The organism is Micromonospora sp. NPDC051543, assembly GCF_044454415.1.
In the GTDB taxonomy this organism is placed as follows: Bacteria; Actinomycetota; Actinomycetes; order Mycobacteriales; family Micromonosporaceae; genus Micromonospora.
This window is the reverse complement of the sequence record NZ_JBITDT010000002.1, coordinates 125,813-150,087: the sequence shown is the minus strand read 5'-3', so window position 1 is coordinate 150,087 and position 24,275 is coordinate 125,813. Positions and strand designations below refer to the sequence as shown.

Genomic DNA, 24,275 nt, shown 5'->3' with positions numbered 1-24,275 from the left:
CCACCCGGCCGGTTCGTTACCCAGGTACCAGATGCAGCTCAACGGCACTGCCCCACCGTCATCCGCGGATCGCTCGCGCGGCGATCGTCAGTAGCACGTTGAGGAGTCCCAGCGTGCGGTACAGCGCGTAGAGGATCCACACGCCGAACATGCAGACGGCGGTGATGAACAGGACAGGACCCACAAGCGAGGTATCCCCGCCCGCCCAACCTCCCCCGATCCCGACGGTGGCCACGACGCCGAGCAGCACCACAGCGCGCCCCATCCCCTTCAACGCCTGCCAGAGGGCAGTCGCGTAGGCGGAGGCGGGCACAACTCCCGGCGGGGCCGCGATGGGCGACGCCTCGGGTGCCCACATCGCCAACTCCTGGAGATGCCGCCCAGCGGCCCGGTCCCGTTCGTGCGGAGAAGCACGCAGGACCGCCTCCAACGCGCAGAGGTCGTCCCGGCTGCGTAGCCGTCCGGTGCGCGGATCGCTGAGCAGCAGAATGGCCCCCGGACGTCCCTTGTGTCCCCGCTGGGTGAGCAGCCACGCCTTGCCGTAGCCCTGCAGAGTGCCCGGTGGCAGGATGTCGACCGTTCCGGCATGCAGGCTCGTCGGGTGAGTCGGGACATCAACGCCGGTCACGAGGTTCGTCCCTTTGATCATCGCCGACCCGTCCGCGAGGTTCCGGCAGTCACCAAAGATCTGCCAGATTCCGAAGGTGGTTGCGCCGACCGCGACCAGGCCCGTGACCAGCATGATGACGCCGAGCAGCTCGTTGCGCTGCACCCCCAGGCCGATGATCAACAGCGTAGGGACCAGGACAAGCAGGTACCAGCCAGCGAACAGCAGGGCCTTTCGCCGATCCAGCCACCGTGTCAACCGGGCATGGTCGGGCTCGTCGGGAAAACGGCGCAGCGGGATCGCGTCGGCTGGCCGAGTCAGCTGTCGGCAGAGGTTGTGGAAGCGGTCGCCGGCCAGCGCGGCCAGGTCGCGCAGGAGCAGATCGTCCCCGTAGTCCACCTCGTCGAGCTGGAACAGTTCCACGGCAGCCTGGCCGCCCAACCGGGTCTCCTCGGTGAGCGGGACTCCCAGGTTCACCCCGGCCGCCGGCACCAGTAGCAGCCGCGGAGCCGCCGTGATGCGCCGCCGAGCCGTCGCGGGGGCGTCGGCGAGCACGACCGCCGCGATCTCGTCCCACCGCAGATCCCGATTGAGCTTCGGTGTGCGCACCGACCAGCCGCGCGCGTCGACGTCGACGCGGAACGGCATCACCGCGTGCCGCAGCATCGGACCAGCGATCGCCAAACCGAAGAGCACAACCGCCCCGCAGAAGAGCAGGCCGATCCAGCCGATTTCTTCCGTCACCGCCTTGTACGCGATCGAGGCTGCTCCCCCGAGCATCACCAACCCGAACAGGAAGGGGATCAGGCGATCTATGTACGGGCGGCGCAGCTTCACCGGATCATCATCGGACGCGGAGTCAAAGCGCCTGCCGCGCGGGCACAGGCGCTCAGGCTCGACCGGACCGGCGAGGCCGCCGGGCCAGGGACAACCACCCGAGGAACCTGGCGTGCATCGCCGGCGGGTCCGGACGCAAACCCAGGCTGTACGCGTCATCGACCGCGTCGTGCATCGACGCGGCCAGGTAGAACGCCAAGGCGACGGAGTGGCCGTGGAACTCGGCCGCGAGCGCGAGTTGGGCCGGCCCGCACGGCCAGGGCGCGGCGCAGTTGCGGCACAGCCACGCCGGACGCATCGGCAGGTGCGGGCGGGGGCGGAGTCGGGCGTTCATCAGACCCGCACCATGCCTCGCCGCTGTCTGGCCGGCAGGGCCTGCGCCCGCACACCCGCTCGTCGCACGTACAACTCGCGCCGCGCGACCGCGTCGCCCGCCGCGTTCAGCTGGTAACCCTCGATCCAGACCCACCCGTCGTACGTGTGCCGCTCGGGCAACTCGCGGATGACGCGTACGACGATCGGACGCAGGAACTGCACGCTAGCGGCGGTGGTCAGGTGGATGACGTCGCCGGCCTTCATTTTTTCAGTCTCTTCGGGATCTTTGTCAGGCACGGTCTTCCCTCTGGTGCTGCGGGAAGGGGCCGCTCCCGTGAGTGCTCGCCCGCCGGAAGCGGCCCCGCTACGAACGCGACCGCCGGTCTCATGGCCCCTACCAGCCGCGCCCGCCTGGTGACACTCTGCTGTGGAGGCCACTACGCTCGGAAGGTGGTCGCGGGGTCCGGGCCGGAGCTGGCAGGACAGGCGCACGGTGTGTGGCGCCCCGGGTAGTCGATCTCCGATCTGAGGAGCGTTGCATGGCTGATGTGCCGAGCCCGCTGGCGGACTTCATCGTGAGCGAGATCCGCCGTGCTCGCGGAGCGTCCGGGATGACTCAGGAGGCCTTCGGTCGAGCGGCGGGCTTCAGCGCCTCACACGTCAGCGCCGTGGAGAGCGGCACCCGCGCCCTGACGATGGACTTCATCAAGGGCGCGGACCGCGCCTTCAGCAACGACGGCCTGTTCGGACGCCTGGTGATGAAGCTCGGTGCGCCGTCGTGGTTCCTTCCCTGGCTGGACGCCGAGCGAGAGGCGACCCAGCTTCGCTACTTCGAGCCCAACCTGATCCCTGGCCTGCTACAGGTGGAGCACTACGCCCGCACCGTCCTGCGGACAGACGAGAGCCTCACCGACGACGAGGTCGAGCAGCGGGTGCAGGCGCGCATGAGCCGGCAGGCCATCTTGACCGGCGAGCGCCGGCCACAGTTCGTCGCCGTGCTGGACGAAGGCGCGATCCGGCGTACCGGCGATGACCTGGGCGGCATCATGGCTCAGCAGATCGCCCACCTGGTCGCGCTGGCCGAACTGCCGCACGTCCACGTCCACGTCGTCCCGGCCGCCAGCGGCCTACACATCGGGCTGTCCGGACCGTTCGCGCTGGCTCGGTCCAGCGACGGCGTGTGGGTTGGGCACCTAGAAAACCAGCTTGGCGGGGACGTTATCGACAAGGACGATGAGGTGGCTACGCTTCAGGCCAGGTGGGAGAGCGTCCGGAATGAGGCTCTACCGCGCCGGCAGTCCATCGACCTGCTGAAGGAAGTTGAGAGCCATCATGGACCTTAGTAACGCCCGGTGGCGCAAGTCCACCCGCAGCGGCGCGAGCGGCGGCAACTGCGTCGAGGTGGCAAGCAACCTGCCCGGTGTCGTCGGCGTCCGGGACAGCAAGGACCCTGGCGGTCCAGCACTGACCTTCGGTCCGGCGGCTTGGCGGGCGTTCGTCGCTCAGGTCGCCGCGCGGCCGTAACCGCGACCAGATGCAGGTCGTGCGCTTTCGGCGAATGTGGGCACTGCACCGGCTGCCGTTTCGAGATGCCGTGCGACTCTCAACAGGTTGAACGCCCGGTAATAGGCCCGCGGGTCATCGCGCCACATATCGGGTCGTATCCGCTGCTGAAGGGCTTCGACAGTTGCGCTCAACAGCTCTCGTTGAGCCGGTAGCAGTGAGCCGCCTGCGGCCAGGGACGCGGTGACGCAGGTGTCCACGTCCAACGTGGTCGGATCCGGCTCCGCCAGCAGCGCGGGTGCCTCATGCCGACGCCAGTACCGCACGGCGTGCAGGGCCGCCTGTTCGGGAGCGTCGTAAGCAGTTCAGGGTTGCGCACGCGGCGGGCGTAGGTGCCGAAGCTCAGCCAACGACGCTAGACCGGCAGGACCGACCTGCCTACCCGATAACCCAGGGGCTTGACCGACTTTGCCGAACACGGGTCCCTGGCGATCCGCTCGTCGTCGACGGCCGCGCGGAGGATGGTCCGTAGGTGGGCGAAGACAACGGCCCGGGTCGCTTGGGCCAGGCTGCCGACACCTTCCCAGTACGGCGCTCCACGTCGAATACGCCGACATGATTACTTCTTCAGGCCACGGGTCCTTCTAGTTTCGTTTAATGTTTCGTTGATCTTGAATTTGACCTGCTTGTACAATGACTCATCGCCGTCGTGGGAGAAATGGGCCGCCCCAGTCATCTGCAACGCGGCCACTCCCACGAACGCAGTGGTCCCGATCCGAAACTTCTCGCGCAAGCTCACTTCAGGGCCGACGTCTCCGGCGGCAACCTCGCCTGGTGACCGCGGCGGCTCGATACCGTGCGGTCCCGACGGTCGGTGATATCCGTCGTGGACAAGTTGCGGAGAGTGCAGGTTGTAGAACGCTTCGATCTTCTGGAACATTGGCCCATCCAACGGGTAACCGCGTACGTTGTTGCGAAGGTGCCACATCATGACGAATGCCTGATTAGCGTTCAGTGGAGGCGTCTTCGACTTCATTTTCTCCACTAGCCTGACCAGATCGTTTCGTTGGTAGTCTTCCAGCCCTGGATCCCGACCTTTCTTGACCGCTTTCTTCAAATCATTCAGCTCTTCCCGGTACTCGCTCGATTTCAAGGGCGGAGTCGAGAATCGGATGGCCGTGCCCAACTCGACGGGACGATGGAACGTGCGCGGATTCGAAGCAAAATCAGAAGGTCCGTCGTATACGCCGACACCTGTCAGGTATTCAACGCCGACGGTTTCCGAGTCCTTCATCACCACTAATCCTCCTGGAGCTCACTGATGCAGATGCCTGTCAGCACTCCTACGGGATGAACGGCGCTGTGGTTCACCGGCCGGGCGATTGAGTTCACTGGAGCGTAGAGCTGCTGCTGTCGCCTACCAGCCCTCAGCCCTCGTCAAGGAGGCCAAAGCTCTCCGGCAGCTCTTCCAAGGCCTCACGCAGGGCACCGGTCGCCTGGATCGCCCGCTGCCGCACAAGCCCGGTGCGCCCCGGACGCTCCTCCGGGCGAAGGACGAGCTCGAAACCTCGATCAGGGCTCTGAACTGGTGGGCGACGGACGAGCCGACCTGTACGCCGGATTAAGATCATCGCACCCCCGCTGACCATGCGTAAAGCCTCCCGACGTGCCATGCAGGCCGTCTCCAGGCCGTCACCCGGTCGAGATCCCATCTCCAACGAGGTTGGCCGCCCTTAGGTCATCGATGGTGACCGCAAAGCTTCGCCCCTCGCGTTCCGCGCTGCGTCTAGCCCACTCCAGGATGCTCTCTAGCCGTTTCACCGCCTGCGGATCGCCACGCTTGGCAGCTTCCATCATGCGCATCTGCTCAACCCACCGGGTGTACGTGTCCCGCATGATCTTCGTCTTACGGGGAACGTCGAAGTTCGCCTCAGAGCCGAAGACGGCATCGGTGTGCATCTGCCACCAGCTATCGGCTGGAATCCCGTCATTGACGTATGCGATCGCTTCCGCCCTACCTTCGCAGGGGTCCATAATGTCGTGGCACTGTCGACACAGCGGAACTAGATTTTCCGGCCCGTTGGAGCCACCGAGAGCCAGATCCTGCAAGTGCGCGCGGTCAAGCCAGCCTTGGGCCGAGTTCCACACGGCGGCAAGGGTTGCCTGGGTATCGTCCACCGGCGCCAACCAGCCACACCTGAAACAGAACGGCTCGCCCCAGCCGATGTAGGACGCTTTCAGGTTCGGGAAGACCTCGCCGTACCTGACCCTCCAGTACTGCACGATGCCGTAGAGAGTTGGCATGCCGCGACGCCTACCGCCCGCCAGCTTCATCCTCCCGCGAAGAACCGAACAGCGGTCCGCACAGTAACGCCCACCTATGACACTCCATCGAGCTGAACCGTTCAGCCCCTACCTGCTGGCAGCACTAGCGGCCTAGCAGGTCATCGATGGCATGGCGTGTCCGTTCCTCGCTGGCCGGCATCAGGTTGGGTGTAGACCCGGAGCGTGAAACCGGGGTCGGAGTGCCCGAGGTACGAGGCGAGGGCCTTGATGCTCTCCCCCGCGTCGAGCAGCGCCGAGGCGTAGAAGTGGCGCAGCGCGTGCATCCCGGTCGCCCTGGTCGGAACGATGCCAGCCGCTTCGACCGCCGGACGCCAGCTCTTGCCGTCGAAGGTCGCCCGCTTGATCGCACCCCGCCGAGTGGTGGTAAAGATCAGCGGCACCGTCACCCACTCGTCGCTGAACGGGTCTTCCCACGGCAGGGTGATCGAGAGCGGGGCGTACTTCTCGGCGTGTTCCTTTAGCGACTGTGCCACCGAGTCGGGCAGCGGTACGCGACGGTCCCTGTCGTTCTTGGGCAGGCCGAAGACCAGCCGAGAGCGGACCACCTTGACCTGCCGGACGATGTGCACCCAGCCCGAGTCGAGGTCGACGTCATCGACGCCGAAGCCGAAGATCTCGCCCTGCCGCATCCCGCAGCCGGCCCCGAGGTCGACCATTGGGCGGTACCGCTCAGCGAGGCCACTGCGGATTGCCGAAACTTCGTCGGCGCGCCAGGGGACGACGCGACGTTGCGCCGGACGGGGCGGCTTCACCGAGGCCGCCGAGCAAGGGTTCTTGGCGATCCGCTCATCATCGACGGCCGCGCCGAGGATGGTCCGCAGGTGGGCGAAGACGACGGCCCGGGTCGCCGGGGCCAGTCTGCCGACCATCCCGGCATCCCATTCCCGGATGGGTCCCGGCCTGATCGAGGCCAGTTGCCGAGAGCCGAAGAACGGCAGCAGGTGCTTCCGTACCCGGAACTCTGTGCTCTCCCGGGTCGACTCGTCGAAGGAGCGCGTACGCAACCAGTTCTCGGCGTACTCGGCGAAGGTCATCCGACCGGCGGACGGGTCGACGTAGGAGCCTCGGAGTTTGTCCGTCTCGGTGGAAACGAGGAAGGCGTCAGCCTCACGCTTCGCCCGGTCGGGGATGGACTGGCTACGTTCGCGGCCGTCCGGGCCGATGTACCGAACGCGGTAGCGCAATCCCTTGCCGAACAGGTCCGACTTGATCCGCTCTTTCCGGCCGCCTTCGTGCCGGATCACCTTGTACCAGCGGTCCTCTACGTGTCCCATCAGGCCGCCGCCTGCTCACGTACCCATGACCGGACCGTTGCTGGCTCGTACCGCAGGTGCCGGCCGACCCTGGCCGCCGGCGGACCGTACTGGACCATTCGCCAGCGGTACAGCGTCTCGGTTGGCACCCGCAGGTACGCCGCCACGTCCGCGATCGTCCAGAGACCATCGTTCGTCGCCATCAAAGCCTCTCCCCCGTCGCGCCGTCCGTTCGCGTTCTCGGTGCGGCCTCGGGGAGCTGCGCGGCGCGGTCCTTCGCGGCCAGGAGTTCGGTGCGCGAGCGGGCGCGTTCGCTGATCGACCGCAGTAGCCGGTGGGCCATGGCCGGCACGTCAGGGTCGTCGGGTCGGGCGAGTTCCCAGGCGTGCCGGACCGGTTCGACTATCGAGCCCTGGTCGTCGACGCCATCCAGGCCTTCGCTCACGCCCAGCAGCGCCCGTACCCAGGCCCGCAGTGGTTCGCAGAGAACTCTACGTTCTCAAATCGGCGTCAGATTGGTAAGCGCGCCCGCCACGCCTAAGCCGCGAAAACCAAGGAAGCCATCCGCCGCGCACCGGCCTAAAAGTCCGAGATCGAGCCTTCGGCAATGGCGGCCACGCGTGAGGCGACTCCGCAAGCCGTCAAGCCCCAAGAAGCCATGTGGCACATATCTGACTTGAGGGTTCACAGGCCCCCGTGAGCCGTGTATACCACGGCGATGGAATGGCCCCGGATCGCGCTCTTCTTCTTGCTGCCCATCGGATTGTGGCTGCTAACATTAACGCTACTCGCAGTCCAGATCCTCTACCTTCTTTTCTTCGAAACGCGGGTCGCATCCGGAATTATCGACAAGAAGGATTCCGACTACTTTATTGCCCCACTGGGCATTGCAGTCTTGTTCTATTACGATCAATCGATAGTGGTACCACTAATAACAAGCATTTATCCCGAAGATACACAGGTCGGCGCCCGCTACACGAGCACCGTACTGCTGGCTGGAATCAGCTTACTGAGCGCAGCAACAGCCTTCCACTACAGCATATCTCATGTCACTAAGTTCAAAGGGAGAAGTCTGCTAGTTTTCCCGCAGGCCGTCTACGAAAAGGATCCTATCTCCGTCAGGAAAGCATGGATGAAAATCTTCAACCTCATTGGACTAACATCCATGGTTGTCGTCGCCATGACGCACGTGTGGGCTTACTTCCTCGTTTGCATTGCCCCAAGGAAAGACCCTTTCGTAACACTGCCGTTCATACTCGGACTGGGCGTCGTCACCCTCCTAACAGGCCCTCTGCGAAAAATTATCCTTCGATACCCCTCCAGCCTTGTCGCGACCTCGAAGATCAACCTAGTCATCGCACAGAGCGCTAAGCCGCCCGAGGTGCGTCGCTTTTTATCACAAAGAAAGTCGGATCCTATCAGCTGGGCTAGAGGCGAACTGATTCAGATCGCACGCATTCTAGACCGGATGGCAAGGCAAGAAGAATCCCAGTTCGGCACTGATACCAACCACCCTGTTGCAGCAATCTACAGGGCCGTGGCCGACCACATTCGAGTCTACTGCAATTCCGCCAAATCCCTTGAGGGCTCCATCCCCGCAGGCATGATCTTGACTCTTAAGGCAACCGAAGGCCTCATGCTCACTGGAGACAGCATATGGCGCAAACAACTTACTAAGCGGCTTAGCATATTTCAAGCCGACGGAACGCCGCGACCCCTCACCACCGCCCCAACGGCTGGCGGCGCAGCACGCACCGTTCGCGCCGCTGCCCGCTACGTCGACCTGAGCCTTGTTTGGCTACAGAGCCGATGGCAAGCATTAGCCATCGCACTAGCTCTGGTCGCATTCATTCTTGGGCAACTAGATTTAAAATCCCTTCTAGCCATAGCGCAGTAACGCTAACTACAAGTCCGCCACGTCACGCAAGACGCCCTCTCCTGATAGAAAAAGACATGAGATGCGAGGTCGGTGTAAAGCACATCCCGTGACGAGACAAGTTCGACGAACAAAAGTTCGATGGAGCACCAAGTTCGATGGACCTACACTGCCAAATACTTCTGTAATGGATCAAGGCACCGCGCTCCGCGCGGTGCGGGGCGGCAAGCCCGGCCGGGGGCAAGCCGCCCCGGCCGCCTACGGCGCCGGGGCGGTGAGCCACCGACAGCCGCCGGGACACCGCCCCACCGCAGCCAGAACCAGCCTCAGAGAGGCCGTGACGGAAGCCAGCGGCTCGACCTGATCGGATGGTCGGGGCTTCCGGCTGCCGCGCCAGTCCAAACTCGGGACTGGCTTGCCACCGTGTCACCGGATCGCGGTAGCAGCTCCAACCGCGAGGACGTGCCCGGCCCCGTCTACCGCCGTCGGCAACGCGCAGGAGCCCTCGTCAAGCCGCCCCGGAAGCCCTCACAACGGGGACAGCCCGCGCCGTGACGGGGCCGGTCCACCGATCCCCGCTCAGGCCGTCTCAGGCCGTGGCCAGGCCGTCAAACGCCACCCAACGATGACCAAGGTCAACCAACGTCACCCGATGAACGACCAGCTCAGAGCATTGATCAAGGCTCTGAGCTGGTGGGCGACGGACGAGTCGACCTGTACGCCGGATTTTGTGCGCGGCGCGTACCCCGAGGGGTTGCGCGCCGGCGGCGGCCATCCATCTCGGCCTGCCGTTGCCGGCAGGCTCTAGCGGCCTACCCGCAGACATCGGGCGGGCAGCCCTCAAGCGTCTGCGCCGGGTCGTCATCTTGCGGTGACGGCCCTTGCTTGGCCTTGCTCCGGGTGGGGTTTACCGAGCCACCCCGGTCACCCGGGGTGCTGGTGGGCTCTTACCCCACCGTTTCACCCTTACCGTCCCCGTTGGGGTCGGCGGTCTGTTTTCTGTGGCACTGTCCCGCGGGTCGCCCCGGGTTGCCGTTAACAACCACCCTGCCCTGTGGAGTCCGGACGTTCCTCGGCGGCGGGCCGAAGCCCGCCGACGCGACCGCCCGGTCGACTCGTCCGTCGCGCCTCCATCCTAACGACGCGGTGCGGACGCCCCTTCCCGCCCACCTCGGCTCGGCCGATGACGATGACGGACCGCTCAGGCGCCCAGACGCGCCGTCCACGACGTCACGTCGGCGACCGTCGAGTTGCCGCCGCAGAGCACGAGACCCAGCCGGGCGTCGTCACCCACCCGCTCTAGTACCCGGCGGGCGGCCGGCAGCAGGCATCCGGCGGCCGGCTCGGCCCAGACCTTCGCGTGCTCGGCCAACTCCACCGTTCCCCGTACCGCCTCGGCGTCGGAGACCACCAGCACATCGCTGACCAGGGCCGTCACGTGGTCGTAGGTGAGCTGCGAGACGGTCGGCGCGCTGAGCGTGGTGACGATCGACGACAGCGGCACCTCGACCGGCCCACCCTTGGCCAGGGCCAGCGACATCGCCTGCGCGCCCTCGGTCTCGACGCCCCAGACCCGTACCCCCGGCCGGCGTGCCCGCAGCGCCGCGGCCACCCCGGAGATCAGCGCCCCACCGCCGACGCTGACCAGCACGTCGGTCAACTCGCCGGCGTCGTCGGCGAACTCCAGTCCGACCGTGCCCTGTCCGGCGAGCACCACCGGGTCGTCGAAGGGGTGCAGCAGGGTCAGTCCGTCCTCCCGCAGCCGGGACATGAGAGCGAACGCGGCGGCCATGCCGTCGGTCAGGTGGACGTCGGCACCGGCCGCGCGGGCCACCTCGATGGCACGCGCCGGCGCCGTCCGGGGCATCACGACGGTCGCCGCCACGCCCAGGGCGCCGGCCATCACCGCGACCGCGATGCCGTGGTTGCCGCCACTGACCGCCAGCACACCCGCCGCCCGCTCGGCGTCGTCCAGGACGAGAAGCTTCGCCGCCGCGCCGCGCGCCTTGAACGACCCGGTACGTTGCAGCAGCTCCACCTTGGCGGTGACGGGCACGCCGAGCAGCTCGGACAGGCCGGGACTGGGCACGGTGGGTGTGTGCACCACGTGGCCGGCGATCCGGCCGGCGGCCGCCTCGATGTCCGCGAGTTCGATCATCACTGAAGCGTGCCACAGCAGCGGCACGGGTCAGACCGCGGATCAGAGGGAGACGATCAGCGGTACCGGGAGAGCAGCTCCGCCCGAAGGTCGACGCCTGCCGTGGTGGACACCGAATAGATGTCCCCGAGCCGCAGCGCGGGGAAGTCTTCCCGCTGGTACTCGGAGATCAACGAGAACATGACCTTGCCATCCGGTATCCAATACTGTTCGAGGGAGGCCACCTGCTCCCGCCTGACGTGACAGATCTCCACGCCCGCGCTGACGAGCCGGTCGGCCACCTCCTCGAACGGCACCCGGGGCGGGAAGTCCCCGTACCGACTGAGGATCGCCTCGGGGACGAAGTCATCGAAGCGATGCAACTGCCAGAGTTTGACGTCGACGTAATCACAGATCCACTCGCCCGACCCGTCGTGGAAGTTGGCATCGACGAACCCGAACTGCCGCACCAGGTGGCGATCGGTCCACGAGGCCTCATGGAAGTCGGAGCCCAGTACGCTCGGCCAGTCGTCCGGGCGGGAGCCGAGACCGACGCCGAGGACCGTGCCGGTGACCGCGACGTCAGCGAGGAAATCCAGATGCGAGGGCATCTGTCTAGTCCACACCCAGCTTCCGGAGCCGACCGAGCCACCCCGGCCGACCTGCCGGACGAGGGCCACGCCGACGTTTGGCGTCGGCGAGCGGGCGATTAGCCGGCCGATCGTGCGGGGGTTCAGTCGGCCGGGCTAGCCTCGTGGGGCTATGGATCTCTCCCACGCCGCGCTGCTGCTCGCCGCCGGTCTCGCCGCGGGCACTGTCAACGCGGTGGCCGGTGGTGGTTCCTTGATCACTTTTCCGGCGATGATCGCGGTCGGGTTGCCGCCGGTGCCGGCGAACGTCAGCAACTCCGTCGCCGTCTTCCCCGGGTACGTCGCCAGTGTCGCGGGCAGTCGCCAGGACCTGCCGCGCCCCCGCGCGCTCGCCACGTTGGTGCCCACCACGATCGTAGGCACGATCGTCGGGGCGCTGCTGTTGCTGGCGACCCCGGCCCGCGCGTTCGAGCTGGTCGTACCCTTTCTGGTTCTCGGCGCGACCGCGGTCCTGGCCTTCCAGGACCCGCTGCGCCGGCTGGTCGGCCACCCCCGGGACCTGTCGCCACGCCAGCGGACGGTCGCGGTCCAGACGATGGTCGCGCTCGGTGCGGTGTACGGCGGGTACTTCGGCGCGGCGCTCGGGGTGATGCTGGTCGCCGGCTTGGCGCTGGTGCTCGACGCGACCCTGGCGCGGGTGAGCGCGATCAAGAATCTGCTCTCGGCCGTGGTGGGGTTGACCACGCTCGTGATCTTCGCCCTGTTCGGCCCGCTGAACTGGGCGGTGGTCGCGGTGGTCGCGCCCGCAACCCTCCTTGGGGGGTACGCGGGCGCCCGGCTGGTCCGCCGGCTGCCGCCGGTGGTGCTCAAGACGCTGATCGTGGTGTTCGGTACGACGATCGGCCTCTACCTGCTCTACCGCGCCCTGCGCTGACGCGCCCCACCCTCCAAGATCTGCGCAACTACCGGGAAACTGCTGCCTCCCACGGCGTTGAGGCAGCAGTTTCCCCGATAGTGCGCGGATCTTGAGCTGAGGCCCCTCAGTACGCCTCGCCCACCGGCTCCTCCGGAGCGTGCTCGGTGTTCGCGGCGGCGCGGTTCCAGCGGGACCAGAGGACCCGCTCGCCGTAGTCGGCGGCCATCATGTGCGCGCATGCCAGGTACACCAGCACGCCGACGGAGAGCACCCCGAACCCGACCCAGAACGGCAAGGCCAGGGACTGCTCGGCGAGCTTGCCGGAGATGATCGGCGCGGGCGCGGCGGCACCCCAGCGGACCAGGTTGAACGCGCCGGTCGCGAGCCGGCGGTCGCTGGAGCCGAGGCCGAGCGCCAGGTCGGTGAGGTTGGCGTTGGCGAGGCCCATGCACAGGCCGGCGAGCACGAGCACCACGAGCGCCTCGGCGGTGCTGGTGGAGGTCGCGAAGAGGACCATGCAGACCAGCAGCCCGGCGATGGCCACGCCGACGGTCTGCACCGCGCCGATCCGGTGGGCGAGCCGGTGGCCGATCACCAGGATGCCGGTGGCCAGGCCGAGGCCCCAGCCGGTGAAGGCGAGCCCCAGCGGGACGACGTCCAGGCCCAGGAAGAGCGGCGTGTAGCCGAGTACGACGAAGAACACGAAGTTGTACGCCGCGGTGACCACGCAGAGCGCGATGAACGCCGGTCGGCGGTAGGTGGCGAAGATCTGGCCGACGCGTACCGGGGCCTGGCGGTTGGTGGGCTCGCGCAGCTTGCCGGCGGCCACTCCGAGGGCCAGGACCATGAACACGCCGCAGACGAAGAACGGCAGCCGCCAGGAGACCTGACCGAGCAGGCCGCCGATCAGCGGACCGACGGCGAAGCCGAGGCCGAGGGCGGTCTCGAAGAGGCCGACCACCCACTCCCGGTCGACGGCCAGGTTGACCAGCACCACCATGGCGGTAGCGAAGAACATCGCGTTGCCGAGCCCCCACACGCCGCGCAGCACGGAGAGCTGCACGATGTTGCCGCTGAACGAGGCGAGGATGGCGGCCAGGCCGACCACCGAGACACCGGCGACCAGCACCGGCTTGAAACCGAACCGGCCGCTGGCGAGCGTCGCCGGGATCATGCCCAGGGCCATGACCGCGATGTACGCGGTGAACAGCAACTCGACCTGCCAGGCGGTGACCCCGATCGCCTCGCCGATGGCGGGCAGGATCGGGTCGACGACGGCGATGCCGGCGATGGCGAGGAAGGCCACCAGCGTGGTGGCGTAGATGGCACTGCGGTTTGGTTCGGATGACCGATCCACTCCGGCTCCTCAATTAGCTGTATCGTACAGGTATTTACCCTGTATCCTACAGCTATGAGCGACGACGACGAGAGCACCCTCGGACTGATCGAGACCGAGGTGGCCCTGCTGATGCGCTTCGGCGAGGCCACCCGCCGGGCCACCGGGTCCGCCGAGCACCGGGTGCTCGACCGCGCGGCGTACGTCATCCTGCGACACCTCGACGCCGCCGGTCCGCAGAACGTCTCCGCGCTCGCCGCGCGGCTCAACCTGGACGGCTCGACGGTGACCCGACAGGTCTCCGCCCTGCAACGCGACGGCCTCATCGCCCGCGCCCCCGACCCCACGGACGGGCGCGGCACGGTCATCTCCCCCACGACCGCCGGCCTCCAACGGATGGCCGCCGTGCAGGCCGCCCGCACCCGGCTCTACGGCGACATGCTGTCCGACTGGAGCCCCGAGGACCGAGAAACCCTGGCCCGGTTACTAGGCCGCCTCAACCAGGCCCTGGTAAACCGCAACCGCCCCCGCTAACCATCAAGATCCGCGCAACTCCACCGAAGTTGCTGTCCCAGGCGCAGCCAAGGCAGCAACATCCCTGAAGGTGCGCACACCCCACCCCACCCCACCCCGGCCTGACCCGGGCGAACCCCGACCCACTCGGCCCACCCCTCCCTGCCCTGCCCCTCCGACCCAGCCCTGCCCGTCCCCGCCAGCCCGGCCCGGCCCGGCCCGGTCGATCATGGAGTTGTGGTGGAGTACGAACCCGCGCAGTTAGTCATCATCCGGGCACCAGAACTCCATGATCGATGCGGGAGGTCGGCGCGCGGCCCTTTTCACCGCTGCCGCCCTGCCACGGGCACTGCGCCGCCGCACCCGTTCGCCGCCAAGATCGCGCAACATCCTGGATGTAGTGGCATCCCCGCGGCCCGACACCACTAGAACAAGGATCGAGCACGATCTTGAGGGTGATAACGCGCGACCGGTGCACACAACAGGCGACAGGCAAGTGCGACCCGCGACCGGCGACCGGCGCAACAGGCGAGGGGCGAGGGGCGACGCGCGCCGGGGCTGCTGAGCGGCCCCGGGCGCCGGCCTCGCGGCCGGCGCCCGGGAACAGGAACAGGAACGGGGAACGCGGTCAGGCGACTGGTTCGCGGGCCGCGTCGGAGTCGCGGTCGGCGCCGGGGGTGACGCGCGGGTCGCCCTCGTCGGCGAAGTAGTCGTCGGGTTCGGTGCCGTCGACTCCCTCGGGCGTCTTCAGAGCCCGCAGCGCCAGCGTCACCAGCGCCGCGACGGCCAGGTTGACCAGCACCGCCACGATGCCCACGTAGATCGTCTTGGGCGTGTCGAAGCCGAACTTCTCCAGCGGGAACGCCGAGCCCCCGAAGTGCTTCTTCGTCGGGCTGGCGACCTGGTACAGCATCCACATGCCGAGACCCATGCCGGCGACCCAGCCGGCGATCAGGGCGGTGCGGTGGAACCAGCGGGTGTAGAGACCCAGGGCCACCGCCGGCAGCGTCTGGAGGATGATGACGCCGCCGATGAGCTGGAGGTCGATCGAGAACTGCGGGTCGAGGAAGACGATGCAGGCGACCGCGCCGACCTTGACCACCAGCGAGGTGATCTTCGAGACGTTCGCTTCCTGAGCCGGGGAGGCGTCCTTCTTCAGGTACTCCTTGTAGATGTTGCGGGTGAACAGGTTCGCCGCCGCGATCGACATGATGGCCGCCGGCACCAGCGCGCCGATGCCGATGGCCGCGTACGCGACGCCGGCGAACCAGTCCGGGAACTGCTGGTCGAACAGCAGCGGCACGATCGTGTTGTTGTCCACGCTGCCGGCCGAAGCCCCCGGCAGCGGCTTCACGCCGGCCGCGATGGCCATGTAGCCGAGCAGCGCGATCAACCCGAGCAGCAGGCTGTACGCGGGCAGCGCCGACATGTTGCGTTTGATCACGTCACGGTTCCGGCTGGCCAGGACGCCGGTGATGCTGTGCGGGTAGAGGAACAGGGCCAGCGCCGAGCCGAACGCCAACGTGACGTACTGCAACTGGTTGTTGCCGTTGAGCAGGATGCCGTCGTTCGGGTTGGGTGACGCCTGGAACTTCGCGTCCGCCGCGTCGAAGATGTCGCCCCAACCGCCGAGCTTGTACGGCAGGTAGATGACCGCCACCAGGATCACGATGTAGATCAGGCTGTCCTTGACGAACGCGATCAGCGCGGGCGCGCGCAGCCCCGACTGGTAGGTGTACGCGGCGAGGATGGCGAACGCGATGATGATCGGCAGGTGCCGGGCCAGGGTGCTGTCCCCCGTCACGCCCATCGTCTTGAGCACGGCCTCGATGCCGACCAGTTGCAGCGCGATGTACGGCATGGTGGCGACGATCCCGGTGATCGCGATCAGCAGCGCCAGCACGGGCGAGTCGAACCGCGTACGGACGAAGTCGGCCGGGGTGACGAAGCCGTGCCGGTGCGAGACGGACCAGAGCCGGATCAGCACCAGGAAGACCAGCGGGTAGATGACGATCGTGTACGGCACGGCGAAGAACCCGGCCGCCCCGGCCCCGAACATCAGGGCCGGCACCGCCACGAAGGTGTACGCCGTGTAGAGGTCACCGCCGACCAGGAACCAGGTGATCCAGCCGCCGAAGCTGCGCCCGCCCAGGCCCCACTCGTCGAGGTGCGCCATGTCCTTCGGCGCGCGCCAGCGGGCGGCCACGAAGCCCATCACGCTGACCAGCAGGAACAGCAGCGAGAAGACGATGATCTCGGTGAGATGGTCGCGCCACATCAGCGGGTCCCCCGCTTCTTCGTCATCTGGTAGACGAGCGTCGTGGTGGCGACGCCGAGCAGGATCCAGGCCAGCTGCAGCCAGTAGTAGCGCGGGAATCCGAAGATCCGGGGCGCGTCACTGTTGAAGAACGCCGGGACCAGCGGCACCACGATGGGGATCAGGAGCAACCAGTTCCAGGGGCTGTGGTCCTTCGCCCTGGATGACGCCGTGGTAGGCGCCTCCGGTTCGGGTGCAGCCATCTGACACACCTCCGGGGAGTCGAGGCACTCGATGTAACGGCCGGAGGCTACGACTCTGTGACCGCCGTCACTATCAAGGCGCGGACGGCTCTGCGCCGAACGGCGCATCGGCTGCGCCGAACGGCGGGGGGCGCGCTGGTCAGGCGGCGGGCAGGTGTGCGGTGTCGTTGACCGTGCGGACGGCGATGCCGCCGTCGGGCCACAGGTCGAGCACCGAGATGCCGGCCGCGTCCAGGAAGAGCCGGTGCAGGAAGCCGTCGGTGGCGGCGAGGGCGTCGCGCAGCGCCAGCTTGATCGGCGAGACGTGCGAGACGACCACCACGGTCTCTCCGGTGTACGCCTTCGGCAGCGCGTTGACGACCCGGTGAACCCGTTCGGCGACGTGGGTGAACGACTCGCCGCCCGGCGGGGCGATCCGCGGCGACGCGAGCCAGGCGTCCATCTCCCCCGGCCACTGCTGGCGTACCTCGGCGAAGGTGCGCCCCTCCCACTGCCCGAAGTCGCACTCGATCAGGTCGGCCTCGGTGCGGACCGGCACGTCGCCGATCGCGGCGGCGATCGCCGCCGCGGTGGCCGTACACCGGGAAAGGGGTGAGCTGAGCACGGCCGCGACGGACGGGGCCAGCGCGGCCACGCGCGTGCCGGTGGCCGCGGCCTGGGCGCGGCCGCGCTCGGAGAGCGGCACGTCGCCGCGGCCGGAGTAGCGGCCCTGCTCGGTGTACGCGGTCTCGCCGTGCCGCACGAGGATCAGCCGGGTGGCTGTGAAGCTCGGACGGGGCTCCCAGGAGGCCGGCGCGGTCGCCGGATCGCTGCCCGTCGACGCGCCTGCGTCCGGCGCGCTGGCCGAGGCCGGTGCGCTCGGGGACGTCGGCGGGGTGGGTCGGCCGGCGGCGGCGTCCATCGCGGCGTTGGCGAGCGCGTCGGCGTGCCGGTTCTCCTCGCGCGGGATCCAGGTGAAGCGGACCGCGCCGAAGCGGCCCACCAGCGCGGCCGCCTGCGCGGCGAGCGGGCGCAGGCCGGGGTGCTTGATCTGCCACCGGCCGCACATCTGCTCGACCACCAGCTTGGAGTCCATCCGGACGTCCACCTCGGTGGCGTTCAGCTCGGCGGCGGCCCGCAGACCGGCGATCAGGCCCTGGTACTCGGCGACGTTGTTGGTCGCCGTACCCAACGACTCGGCGCGCTCGGCGAGCACCTCGCCGGTCTCCGGGTCGCGCACCACCGCGCCGTAGCCGGCCGGTCCGGGATTGCCCCGGGACCCGCCGTCGGCCTCGACGACGACCACGCGCGGCGCCACGATCTACAGGCCCGACTCGTTGGTACGGACCATGATCCGCCGGCAGTCCTCACAGCGGACCACGTCGTCCGGGGCGGCCTTGCGGATGCGGGCCAGGTCGGCGCCGGAGAGGTCCAGCCGGCAGCCGCCGCAGCGGCCGGCGGTGAGCAGCGCCGCGCCCAGCCCGGTGTCCTCGCGGATCTTGTCGTAGAGGGTGACCAGCTCGGCGGGGAGGTCGGCCGCGAGCGGCTGCCGGGCGCCCCGCTTGAACTCCTCGTCCTTGGCGATCTCGGCCAGCGCGTCGTCCCGGCGCTGCTCGGTGGCGGCCCGCTTCTCCCGGGCGTCGGCCAGCCGCTGCTCCACACCGTCGAGGACGCCCTGGGCGGTCTCCCGCTGCTCCATCAACTCCAGCTCGGCGTCCTCCAGGTCACCCTGACGCCGGTTCAGTGAGGCCAGCTCGTGCTGGAGCGCCTCCAGCTCCCGGGCCGGACCGGTGCCGGCGGCGAGCCGGTTCTGGTCCTTCTCCTTGCGGGCACGGACCTGCTCGACGTCCTTCTCCAGGCGGGCGATGTCCCGGTCCAGGTCGTCGACCGCCACCTGGGCGCGTACCCGCTCGTCCTCCAGCGACGACAGTTCCCGGGCCAGCGCCTCCAGTTCGGCCCGCTCCGGCAGCGACCGGCGGCGGTGCGCGAGCTGGGCGAGGTTGGTGTCGATCGCCTGAAGGTCGAGCAGGCGGCGCTGGACCTGGGGGTCAGCCTTCACGGTCGGGCTCCTTGTCGTCCACAACGGGTGCGGCGGCGTGCACGGTCCACGGGTCGGTGTCCAGGTCGGACACCAGCGTCTCGACGCCCGGCGCCTCCCGCAGGAAGGCGGCCAGGTCGTCCAGCCACGGTCGTTCGGTCGCCCAGTGGGCGGCCTCGATCAGGGCGGGACCATCGGCGGCGACGTGCTCGCTGGCCGGGTGGTGCCGCAGGTCGGAGGTGAGAAACGCGTCCACCCCGGCGGCGGTCGCGGCGCCGAGGAAGCTGTCTCCCGACCCGCCGCTGACGGCGAGGGTACGAACCATACGCCGGGGATCGCCTGCGGCGCGAACTCCCCAGGACGTGACGGGAAGCACGGCGGCGGCGTGCCGGGTCAGCTCGGCGAGGGTCATCGGGTGGGGCAGGTCGCCGATCCGGCCGAATCCACGGTCGTCACCATGGGCGGGAGAGCCGGGCTTGGGCCGTTGCAGCGGGCGCAGCCCGGTCAGGCCGAACCGGGCGGCGAGAGCGTCGGAGACGCCCGGGGAGGCCACGTCGGCGTTGGTGTGCGCCGCGTAGAGCGCCACGCCGGCCCGGATCAGGTCGTGGACGATCCGCCCCTTGACGGTCGTCGGCGCGACCGACGACACCCCGCGCAGCAGCAGCGGATGGTGCGCGACGATCATGTCGGCCTCGACGGCGAGCGCCTCGGCGACCGTCTCGGGCACCACGTCGACCACGCACAGCACCCGGCGGACCGGGGCGGTCGGCTCACCGAGCACCAGGCCGACACGATCCCACTCTTGCGCCCAGACGGGCGGATAGCGGCGCTCCATCTCGACCACCACGTCGCTCACGGTGGGGGTGGATCGGCTTGTGCTCACGGCGGGCCAGCTTACCGGCGCGGAGGCCCGCAGGCGGTGACACCCGGCCCCGGCCGCGTCGGGCGGCGGTCCGGCCGCCCGTCGCCGGCCGCGAACTGGCGACGCCGCGCGAGCCGCGCCGCCAACGCGCCGGGCGGGCTCAGGCGGCGCGGTACGCGACGGTCCGCAGCGCGGCGAGCGGCATCGCCCAGGGAAAGGCGTGCATGTGCTGCTCCCCCGTACCGGGAGGGTGCAGGGCGACCACGTGGTCACCGAAGAGCACGGTGATCCCCCAGTCCGCCAGCCGGGCCACGCCGTCCCGGAACGCCGGGTGGGCGGCCATCGCGATGTTGGTGTACGGCACGGCGACGATCGGGATGCCCTTGCCCTGCGCCTCGACGAGGAGGCCGAGCGCGAGGGTGTCGGCGATGCCAGCCGCCCACTTGTTGACCGTGTTCACGGTCGCCGGGCAGACGACCATGGCGTCGGCGGGCGGCAGCACGTCCGGGTCGCCGGGGTTCTTGTAGTGCGTCCGTACCGGGTGACCGGTCTGTCGGTGAAGGGCCGCCTGGTCGACGAACTTCGCGCCGTCCGGCGTGGTGACCACGCAGACGTCCCAGCCGTCGGCCTGGGCCAACTCGACCAGGCGGCCGACGTGACGGGCCAACGGCGAACCGCAGGCGATGACGTAGAGCACCGGACGGTGCTCGCTGGTGGGTGGTTGGCCGGTCGTCACACCGGCTCCGCGCTCATACCCCTACTCCCATTTGCTCAGCCAACTCCGCTACCGGAGAAGGCGGCGCACCCCGTGTGCGACGGAGGACATCGGACATCACCTCGTGGGCGATCGGTCGGCAGCGGATCTCCGACGGCGCGAGCCGATCACCGAGCAGCAGCATCTCGCCGGCGTTGGCCACGTCGCCGATCTGGGCGTACCCGCGGGCGATGTCGAGCAGGTGGTGGGCCCGGCGTTCGGGCAGCAGCGCGTTGAAGTCGGGCTCGGCGATGCGCAGTTGGTGGACCTCCACCGCCCGGCCCCCATCGCCCAGTTCGACGGCGGCGGCGGCCCGGTGCAGCTCGACGTTCGTCGGGCCGAAGGACGTCCAGTAGTGGTTGTGGTCGCCGCCGAGCAGGGTGGCGGCCTCCTGCGCGCAGTTGATCAGGTCGTCGACGCTGGCCGAGTCGCCGATCCGGGCCGCCGCCATGGCTCCCTGCAACAGCAGCATCCCGTAGACGGACAGCCGGGCCGGCGAGACGTCGTTGCCGCCGCCCGGGGCCAGCCGGTTGGCGATCTGCACGTTCAGCTCCAGCGCGGGCCGGGCCCGGCCCATGGCGACCAGGGCGTTGCAGACCCGCGTGGTGGCGATGCCGGCCAGCAGCGGGTCGTCGGCGCGCTGGGCCACCGCCATCGACCGGTCGGCGGCCAGCCAGGCCAACTCGAACTCGCCGAGCTTGCGCAACACCGAGGAGGCGATCTGGTAGACCTGCCCGAGCAGGTGCGCCGCCTCCGGCGCCTGCGCCCCGCTGTAGGCCGCGTCGGCGGCCTGCGCGTCGCGCAGCAGCTTGGGCAGCGCGCGGGTGAGCATCCCGTAGCGGCCGTACTGGTAGGTGAGCCAGGCGTGGTTGACGGCCTTGCGCATGTCGTCCAGCGGCGGCGGGTACGGCACGGCGTCGAAGTACGCGCTCATCGAGTCGTACCGCTCCAGGGCGGCCCGGATCTCCTGCACCTCGATCTGGTCGATGCAGTTCAAGGCGTCCGTACGCCGCTCCGGGTCGCGGCCCATCAGCAGCTGCACGTCCATCTGGAGGATGTCGGCGATCTCGTAGAGGACCGAGAACTTGTCCAGCCGGCGGACGCCCCGCTCGACCTTGTCGACCCAGCTCTTCGACTTGCCCAGGCGGTCCGCGAAGACCTGCTGCGACATCTTGCGTCGCCCCCGCCAGTAGGCCACTCGCCGGCCAATGGGTAGCTCGTCCATCTCCCCATCCCTCCCCTGCCACCGCCGAACGGGCGGGGCACTGTCCGCGGGTGCGGCGATCAGTCGTTCGTCTTGCAGTTTTCGCTGGTCGCACAGCCTGTACGTCAGCCGGACAGCCAGTCCTCGTACTTTTCGTGCAAGTTGCATGAGCCGTTCGTCAACCTCAACGATCGTGGGTTACGGCAGTGACGGTGCTCGAACTGCGACCTGGCGTCCGCCGGGCCCGACCGAGAGGAGATGGCACACATGTGGGGGAACGTCGGACCACGGGTCGCCGAACTGTCGCCGCTGGAACGCGTGCGGCTGCGCCGGGTCGCCATCCGGTACGCCGTACACGGGTGGGAGGTGACGCCCGGCGCCTGCCTCGCCCGCAGCAGGTTCGTGTGCGGTCGGGCCGGCTGTCCCACCGTGGGTTGCCACCCCGCGCTGGAGAACTGGGAGCTGGCCGCCACCACCGACCCGGCCCGGGTGGCCACCTGGTGGCGGACGCGCCCACACGGCGTGCTGCTGCCCACCGGGCGGACCTTCGACGTGCTGGAGGTGCCGGCGCACCTCGGCCGGCACGTGCTCGACGCCGTGCAGACCCACCCGGCCGGCACCGGCGTACGCGGTCCCGTGCTGGTCACCCCCACCGGCCGGTGGATGTTCCTGGTGCGTCCCGGTGACCCGCTGCGGCCCGAGTTGGAGCACTGCTTCCACGTGGTCCGGCACGGGCCGGGCTCGTGGATCCCCGCGCCGCCGACCCGGCTGCCGGAGGGGACCGTCCGCTGGGCGGTCGCGCCGGAGCAGGCCCGCTGGCAGCTCCCCGACTCGTACCTGGTGCAGAACACCCTGATCGAGGCGCTGCGCGCCAGCGGGGTGACGCTCACCCACGACCTGCTCCCCGGGCACCTGCCGCTGCCCCGCCGGGGAAGGTGAGCCGGGGCCGGCCGAGGATCCGATCCGGTGACCGACAGCGTCGCCGGGCCACCGGTCCTCGTTGAGCAGGTGACCGCGCGAACGCGCGCGCCACGAACGGGGGAACGATGTCCACACACGACCGGTCGCCGTATCCCGGCGGCACCGAGCCGCCCCGCCGCGGCCAACGAGGGCACCGCTGGGCCGGCACCCGCCCAACCGGCTCGCGCCCCGGCCGCCCCCGCCCCACCGGCACCCGCCCCGCCACCACCCACCGCCCCCTCCGCTAACCTCGTCGATCTTGCACTTTGTGTTGCGGCATTCCCCATCACAAGGGACGAATCGGCAACCGAAACTGCAAGATCGCGGGGGCAGGGCGAGGGGGCAGGGCGGGTCAGGCCGTTTGTGGGAGGGCGGCGGAGTGGAACTGGCGGGCGTCGTCGGTGACCACCGCGTAGGTGTGGTCGGTCAGCCGGTCCAGCCAGCCGATTCCCGCGGCGCCCATGGCCAGGGCGGCGGTGGCGTAGGCGTCCGCGACACCCAGGTCGCTGCCGACCACGGTCACCGAGCGCAGTCCGGTGGCCGGTGCGCCCCGGCGAGGGTCCTGCACATGCCGTCCCCGCTCGTAGACGCCGGAGGTGGCCACCGCCAGGTCGGTGCCGGCGAGCACCAGGCAGGTCGCCATCTCGTCCCACGGGTGCCGGATGCCGATGCGCCACGGCTCACCGGTGGGCGAGAAGCCGCGTACGCGGACGTCGCCGCCGGCGTTGACGCAGTGGTTGGCCGCCCCGGCGGCGAGGAGCCGGTCGGAGGCGACCTGCGCCGCCCAGCCTTTCACGAAGCCGGACGGGTCGAGCCCGCCGGTGGCGTACGCGTCGAAGAACCCGTCGGTGACGCCCCACAGGTCGGCGCAGGCCTCCAGCACGAAGCGCAGGTCCGCCGACGCCTCGGAGAGCAGCACCTCGCCCCGGTCGAACCGGCACACCTCGCTGTTCGGCTGGTACGTGCTGAACCGGGCGTCCACTTCGTGCATCCAGGCGAAGACGTCGTCGGCCAGCTCCCGCAGACGCGCCGGAGGCAGGTCGTCGGCGAGGTCCAGGGTGATCGTCGTACCCATGATGTGCTCGACCCGGCACAACCCGGGCCGGGTCATCGCGGCCGGCACGTCAGAACGCCTGCTCGATGGCGGCCCGCAGCGACGACTTGTAGGCGTCGCTGGTCGCGGTGGCACCGGAGACGGTGTTGAGGTTGGCGCTCTGCTTCTCCACCACCTCACCACCGGTGCCGTTGTACTTGCTGCGGACGTCGCCACTGTGGATGTCGGACTCGACGCCGCTGGGCAGTTCCAGCGTGGTGGCGTCAATGATCTTGTTGCCGGAGACCACGATCTGCACCGTCACGGTCCCGTAGCCGTCCGCCGTGTCCACGGGCGGCCCGGTGATCCGGCGGGTGGTCGACTGGGGCGCCTTGGTGGTGGTGCGCGGCGCGGTCGGCGCCTTCGCGGTGGTCTTCGTGCCGGACGGCTTGGCGGTGGTGCGGCCGGGCTTGGGCGACACCGGCGCGTCGGCGGTCTCCGACGGCTTCGGCGCCGCACCCGACGGGTCGGCGGCCGGGGCGGCGCTCTCCTCGACCCCCGGCCCGCTGGGGTTGACCGGTTGCGCGGTCGGCAGGTTCTGGGCGACCTGGGTGGTGCCCGGCGAGCCCTTGAGCACCACCAGGGCGGTGGTGCTGGCGGCCAGACCGGTGATCGCGAGCAACGCGCGACGCATGC

26 protein-coding genes and 1 other RNA gene are annotated in these 24,275 nt (G+C 69.0%); 6 read left to right on the top strand and 21 right to left on the bottom strand.

What is annotated here, in order from left to right; translation table 11 throughout:
* Positions 1-58: 58 nt before the first annotated feature.
* Genes ACIA3K_RS03745 through ACIA3K_RS03735 form a run of 3 tightly spaced genes read right to left on the bottom strand, consistent with a single transcriptional unit; the run spans position 59 to position 2,023 of the window.
* Positions 59-1,444, bottom strand: coding sequence for a hypothetical protein (locus ACIA3K_RS03745; protein WP_396799029.1), 1,386 nt, complete (start codon positions 1,442-1,444; stop codon positions 59-61).
* Positions 1,445-1,496: 52 nt separating this feature from the next.
* On the bottom strand, positions 1,497-1,778 hold the full coding sequence (locus tag ACIA3K_RS03740) for a hypothetical protein (protein WP_396799028.1): 282 nt from the start codon (positions 1,776-1,778) through the stop codon (positions 1,497-1,499).
* Entirely contained in the window at positions 1,778-2,023 is a 246-nt protein-coding gene (locus tag ACIA3K_RS03735; protein ID WP_396799027.1) for a hypothetical protein, read from the bottom strand. The genes ACIA3K_RS03740 and ACIA3K_RS03735 overlap by 1 nt, the downstream gene beginning before the upstream one ends.
* Before the next feature lie 275 nt (positions 2,024-2,298).
* Here ACIA3K_RS03735 and ACIA3K_RS03730 point away from each other — a divergent pair, with 275 nt between their 5' ends.
* A complete protein-coding gene (locus ACIA3K_RS03730; protein ID WP_396799025.1) occupies positions 2,299-3,102 on the top strand; it encodes a helix-turn-helix transcriptional regulator in 804 nt (267 codons plus the stop codon).
* Positions 3,092-3,283, top strand: a complete 192-nt coding sequence (locus ACIA3K_RS03725; protein WP_396799024.1) for a DUF397 domain-containing protein — start codon at positions 3,092-3,094, stop codon at positions 3,281-3,283. Before ACIA3K_RS03730 ends, ACIA3K_RS03725 begins: the two co-directional genes overlap by 11 nt.
* 598 nt (positions 3,284-3,881) lie before the next feature.
* Here ACIA3K_RS03725 and ACIA3K_RS03720 read toward each other — a convergent pair.
* The 5 genes from ACIA3K_RS03720 to ACIA3K_RS03700 form a co-directional block, all read right to left on the bottom strand.
* Entirely contained in the window at positions 3,882-4,562 is a 681-nt protein-coding gene (locus tag ACIA3K_RS03720; RefSeq protein WP_396799022.1) for a hypothetical protein, read from the bottom strand.
* A 392-nt stretch (positions 4,563-4,954) separates the two neighbouring features.
* Positions 4,955-5,566 (bottom strand): HNH endonuclease, encoded by a 612-nt coding sequence (locus tag ACIA3K_RS03715; RefSeq protein WP_396799021.1) that lies wholly within the window; start codon positions 5,564-5,566, stop codon positions 4,955-4,957.
* Positions 5,567-5,706: 140 nt separating this feature from the next.
* A complete protein-coding gene (locus ACIA3K_RS03710) occupies positions 5,707-6,882 on the bottom strand; it encodes a tyrosine-type recombinase/integrase (protein WP_396799019.1) in 1,176 nt (391 codons plus the stop codon).
* Positions 6,882-7,064, bottom strand: a complete 183-nt coding sequence (locus ACIA3K_RS03705) for a helix-turn-helix domain-containing protein (RefSeq protein ID WP_396799018.1) — start codon at positions 7,062-7,064, stop codon at positions 6,882-6,884. Before ACIA3K_RS03705 ends, ACIA3K_RS03710 begins: the two co-directional genes overlap by 1 nt.
* Positions 7,064-7,306 (bottom strand): hypothetical protein, encoded by a 243-nt coding sequence (locus ACIA3K_RS03700; RefSeq protein ID WP_396799017.1) that lies wholly within the window; start codon positions 7,304-7,306, stop codon positions 7,064-7,066. Before ACIA3K_RS03700 ends, ACIA3K_RS03705 begins: the two co-directional genes overlap by 1 nt.
* 273 nt (positions 7,307-7,579) lie before the next feature.
* On the opposite strand from ACIA3K_RS03700, the gene ACIA3K_RS03695 reads away from it, so the two are divergent.
* Positions 7,580-8,758, top strand: a complete 1,179-nt coding sequence (locus ACIA3K_RS03695) for a hypothetical protein (protein WP_396799016.1) — start codon at positions 7,580-7,582, stop codon at positions 8,756-8,758.
* A 680-nt stretch (positions 8,759-9,438) separates the two neighbouring features.
* Here the strand turns inward: ACIA3K_RS03695 and rnpB are convergent.
* The 3 genes from rnpB to ACIA3K_RS03680 all read right to left on the bottom strand — a co-directional run bounded on the left by rnpB (position 9,439) and on the right by ACIA3K_RS03680 (position 11,485).
* An RNA gene (gene rnpB / locus ACIA3K_RS03690) (RNase P RNA component class A) lies at positions 9,439-9,855 on the bottom strand.
* A gap of 83 nt (positions 9,856-9,938) precedes the next feature.
* The gene (locus tag ACIA3K_RS03685; protein WP_396799015.1) at positions 9,939-10,895 is read right to left on the bottom strand and encodes a threonine/serine dehydratase; all 957 of its coding nucleotides are present in this window, start codon (positions 10,893-10,895) and stop codon (positions 9,939-9,941) included.
* 56 nt (positions 10,896-10,951) lie between these two features.
* A complete protein-coding gene (locus ACIA3K_RS03680; RefSeq protein ID WP_396799014.1) occupies positions 10,952-11,485 on the bottom strand; it encodes a hypothetical protein in 534 nt (177 codons plus the stop codon).
* A 151-nt stretch (positions 11,486-11,636) separates the two neighbouring features.
* Between ACIA3K_RS03680 and ACIA3K_RS03675 the strand changes: the two genes are divergently transcribed.
* Complete coding sequence (locus tag ACIA3K_RS03675) at positions 11,637-12,398, top strand: sulfite exporter TauE/SafE family protein (protein WP_396799013.1); 762 nt, start codon at positions 11,637-11,639, stop codon at positions 12,396-12,398.
* Positions 12,399-12,504: 106 nt separating this feature from the next.
* Here ACIA3K_RS03675 and ACIA3K_RS03670 read toward each other — a convergent pair whose 3' ends face one another.
* Positions 12,505-13,737 carry an MFS transporter gene (locus tag ACIA3K_RS03670; protein WP_396799012.1) on the bottom strand — a complete coding sequence of 411 codons (1,233 nt, stop codon included), beginning with the start codon at positions 13,735-13,737 and terminating at the stop codon, positions 12,505-12,507.
* A 54-nt stretch (positions 13,738-13,791) separates the two neighbouring features.
* Here ACIA3K_RS03670 and ACIA3K_RS03665 point away from each other — a divergent pair, with 54 nt between their 5' ends.
* Positions 13,792-14,250, top strand: coding sequence for a MarR family winged helix-turn-helix transcriptional regulator (locus ACIA3K_RS03665; protein WP_396799009.1), 459 nt, complete (start codon positions 13,792-13,794; stop codon positions 14,248-14,250).
* Positions 14,251-14,857: 607 nt separating this feature from the next.
* Here ACIA3K_RS03665 and mctP read toward each other — a convergent pair.
* From mctP to ACIA3K_RS03630, 7 genes are all read right to left on the bottom strand, one after another.
* Positions 14,858-16,507 carry a monocarboxylate uptake permease MctP gene (gene mctP, locus ACIA3K_RS03660; protein WP_396799008.1) on the bottom strand — a complete coding sequence of 550 codons (1,650 nt, stop codon included), beginning with the start codon at positions 16,505-16,507 and terminating at the stop codon, positions 14,858-14,860.
* Positions 16,507-16,749, bottom strand: coding sequence for a DUF3311 domain-containing protein (locus ACIA3K_RS03655; protein WP_355051446.1), 243 nt, complete (start codon positions 16,747-16,749; stop codon positions 16,507-16,509). The genes mctP and ACIA3K_RS03655 overlap by 1 nt, the downstream gene beginning before the upstream one ends.
* Before the next feature lie 139 nt (positions 16,750-16,888).
* Positions 16,889-18,046: a bifunctional RNase H/acid phosphatase gene (locus ACIA3K_RS03650; protein ID WP_396799006.1), complete on the bottom strand. Its 1,158-nt coding sequence runs from the start codon at positions 18,044-18,046 to the stop codon at positions 16,889-16,891.
* A gap of 3 nt (positions 18,047-18,049) precedes the next feature.
* Positions 18,050-18,787, bottom strand: coding sequence for a zinc ribbon domain-containing protein (locus ACIA3K_RS03645; RefSeq protein ID WP_396799005.1), 738 nt, complete (start codon positions 18,785-18,787; stop codon positions 18,050-18,052).
* Positions 18,777-19,613, bottom strand: coding sequence for a Nif3-like dinuclear metal center hexameric protein (locus ACIA3K_RS03640; RefSeq protein WP_396799359.1), 837 nt, complete (start codon positions 19,611-19,613; stop codon positions 18,777-18,779). The genes ACIA3K_RS03645 and ACIA3K_RS03640 overlap by 11 nt, the downstream gene beginning before the upstream one ends.
* A 175-nt stretch (positions 19,614-19,788) precedes the next feature.
* Positions 19,789-20,364: a flavoprotein gene (locus tag ACIA3K_RS03635; RefSeq protein ID WP_396799004.1), complete on the bottom strand. Its 576-nt coding sequence runs from the start codon at positions 20,362-20,364 to the stop codon at positions 19,789-19,791.
* 13 nt (positions 20,365-20,377) lie between these two features.
* Complete coding sequence (locus tag ACIA3K_RS03630) at positions 20,378-21,607, bottom strand: helix-turn-helix domain-containing protein (RefSeq protein WP_396799003.1); 1,230 nt, start codon at positions 21,605-21,607, stop codon at positions 20,378-20,380.
* 246 nt (positions 21,608-21,853) lie between these two features.
* On the opposite strand from ACIA3K_RS03630, the gene ACIA3K_RS03625 reads away from it, so the two are divergent.
* Positions 21,854-22,525: a bifunctional DNA primase/polymerase gene (locus ACIA3K_RS03625; protein WP_355051440.1), complete on the top strand. Its 672-nt coding sequence runs from the start codon at positions 21,854-21,856 to the stop codon at positions 22,523-22,525.
* 373 nt (positions 22,526-22,898) lie between these two features.
* Here ACIA3K_RS03625 and ACIA3K_RS03620 read toward each other — a convergent pair whose 3' ends face one another.
* Together ACIA3K_RS03620 and ACIA3K_RS03615 are read right to left on the bottom strand one after the other, a co-directional pair.
* Positions 22,899-23,621, bottom strand: coding sequence for an FAD:protein FMN transferase (locus ACIA3K_RS03620; RefSeq protein WP_396799358.1), 723 nt, complete (start codon positions 23,619-23,621; stop codon positions 22,899-22,901).
* Positions 23,622-23,670: 49 nt separating this feature from the next.
* The gene (locus ACIA3K_RS03615) at positions 23,671-24,273 is read right to left on the bottom strand and encodes an FMN-binding protein (RefSeq protein ID WP_396799001.1); all 603 of its coding nucleotides are present in this window, start codon (positions 24,271-24,273) and stop codon (positions 23,671-23,673) included.
* Positions 24,274-24,275: the final 2 nt, after the last annotated feature.

What these genes read in the sequence shown, in the direction of transcription:
- ACIA3K_RS03655 (WP_355051446.1), bottom strand. Translation starts at nt 16,749, where the DNA reads ATGGCTGCACCCGAACCGGAGGCGCCTACCACGGCGTCATCCAGGGCG.
- ACIA3K_RS03740 (WP_396799028.1), bottom strand. Translation starts at nt 1,778, where the DNA reads ATGAACGCCCGACTCCGCCCCCGCCCGCACCTGCCGATGCGTCCGGCG.
- ACIA3K_RS03625 (WP_355051440.1), top strand. Translation starts at nt 21,854, where the DNA reads ATGTGGGGGAACGTCGGACCACGGGTCGCCGAACTGTCGCCGCTGGAA.
- ACIA3K_RS03685 (WP_396799015.1), bottom strand. Translation starts at nt 10,895, where the DNA reads ATGATCGAACTCGCGGACATCGAGGCGGCCGCCGGCCGGATCGCCGGC.
- ACIA3K_RS03735 (WP_396799027.1), bottom strand. Translation starts at nt 2,023, where the DNA reads ATGAAGGCCGGCGACGTCATCCACCTGACCACCGCCGCTAGCGTGCAG.
- ACIA3K_RS03710 (WP_396799019.1), bottom strand. Translation starts at nt 6,882, where the DNA reads ATGGGACACGTAGAGGACCGCTGGTACAAGGTGATCCGGCACGAAGGC.
- ACIA3K_RS03620 (WP_396799358.1), bottom strand. Translation starts at nt 23,621, where the DNA reads ATGGGTACGACGATCACCCTGGACCTCGCCGACGACCTGCCTCCGGCG.
- ACIA3K_RS03665 (WP_396799009.1), top strand. Translation starts at nt 13,792, where the DNA reads ATGAGCGACGACGACGAGAGCACCCTCGGACTGATCGAGACCGAGGTG.
- ACIA3K_RS03715 (WP_396799021.1), bottom strand. Translation starts at nt 5,566, where the DNA reads ATGCCAACTCTCTACGGCATCGTGCAGTACTGGAGGGTCAGGTACGGC.
- mctP (WP_396799008.1), bottom strand. Translation starts at nt 16,507, where the DNA reads ATGTGGCGCGACCATCTCACCGAGATCATCGTCTTCTCGCTGCTGTTC.
- ACIA3K_RS03630 (WP_396799003.1), bottom strand. Translation starts at nt 21,607, where the DNA reads ATGGACGAGCTACCCATTGGCCGGCGAGTGGCCTACTGGCGGGGGCGA.
- ACIA3K_RS03695 (WP_396799016.1), top strand. Translation starts at nt 7,580, where the DNA reads ATGGAATGGCCCCGGATCGCGCTCTTCTTCTTGCTGCCCATCGGATTG.
- ACIA3K_RS03675 (WP_396799013.1), top strand. Translation starts at nt 11,637, where the DNA reads ATGGATCTCTCCCACGCCGCGCTGCTGCTCGCCGCCGGTCTCGCCGCG.
- ACIA3K_RS03705 (WP_396799018.1), bottom strand. Translation starts at nt 7,064, where the DNA reads ATGGCGACGAACGATGGTCTCTGGACGATCGCGGACGTGGCGGCGTAC.
- ACIA3K_RS03730 (WP_396799025.1), top strand. Translation starts at nt 2,299, where the DNA reads ATGGCTGATGTGCCGAGCCCGCTGGCGGACTTCATCGTGAGCGAGATC.
- ACIA3K_RS03725 (WP_396799024.1), top strand. Translation starts at nt 3,092, where the DNA reads ATGGACCTTAGTAACGCCCGGTGGCGCAAGTCCACCCGCAGCGGCGCG.
- ACIA3K_RS03615 (WP_396799001.1), bottom strand. Translation starts at nt 24,273, where the DNA reads ATGCGTCGCGCGTTGCTCGCGATCACCGGTCTGGCCGCCAGCACCACC.
- ACIA3K_RS03680 (WP_396799014.1), bottom strand. Translation starts at nt 11,485, where the DNA reads ATGCCCTCGCATCTGGATTTCCTCGCTGACGTCGCGGTCACCGGCACG.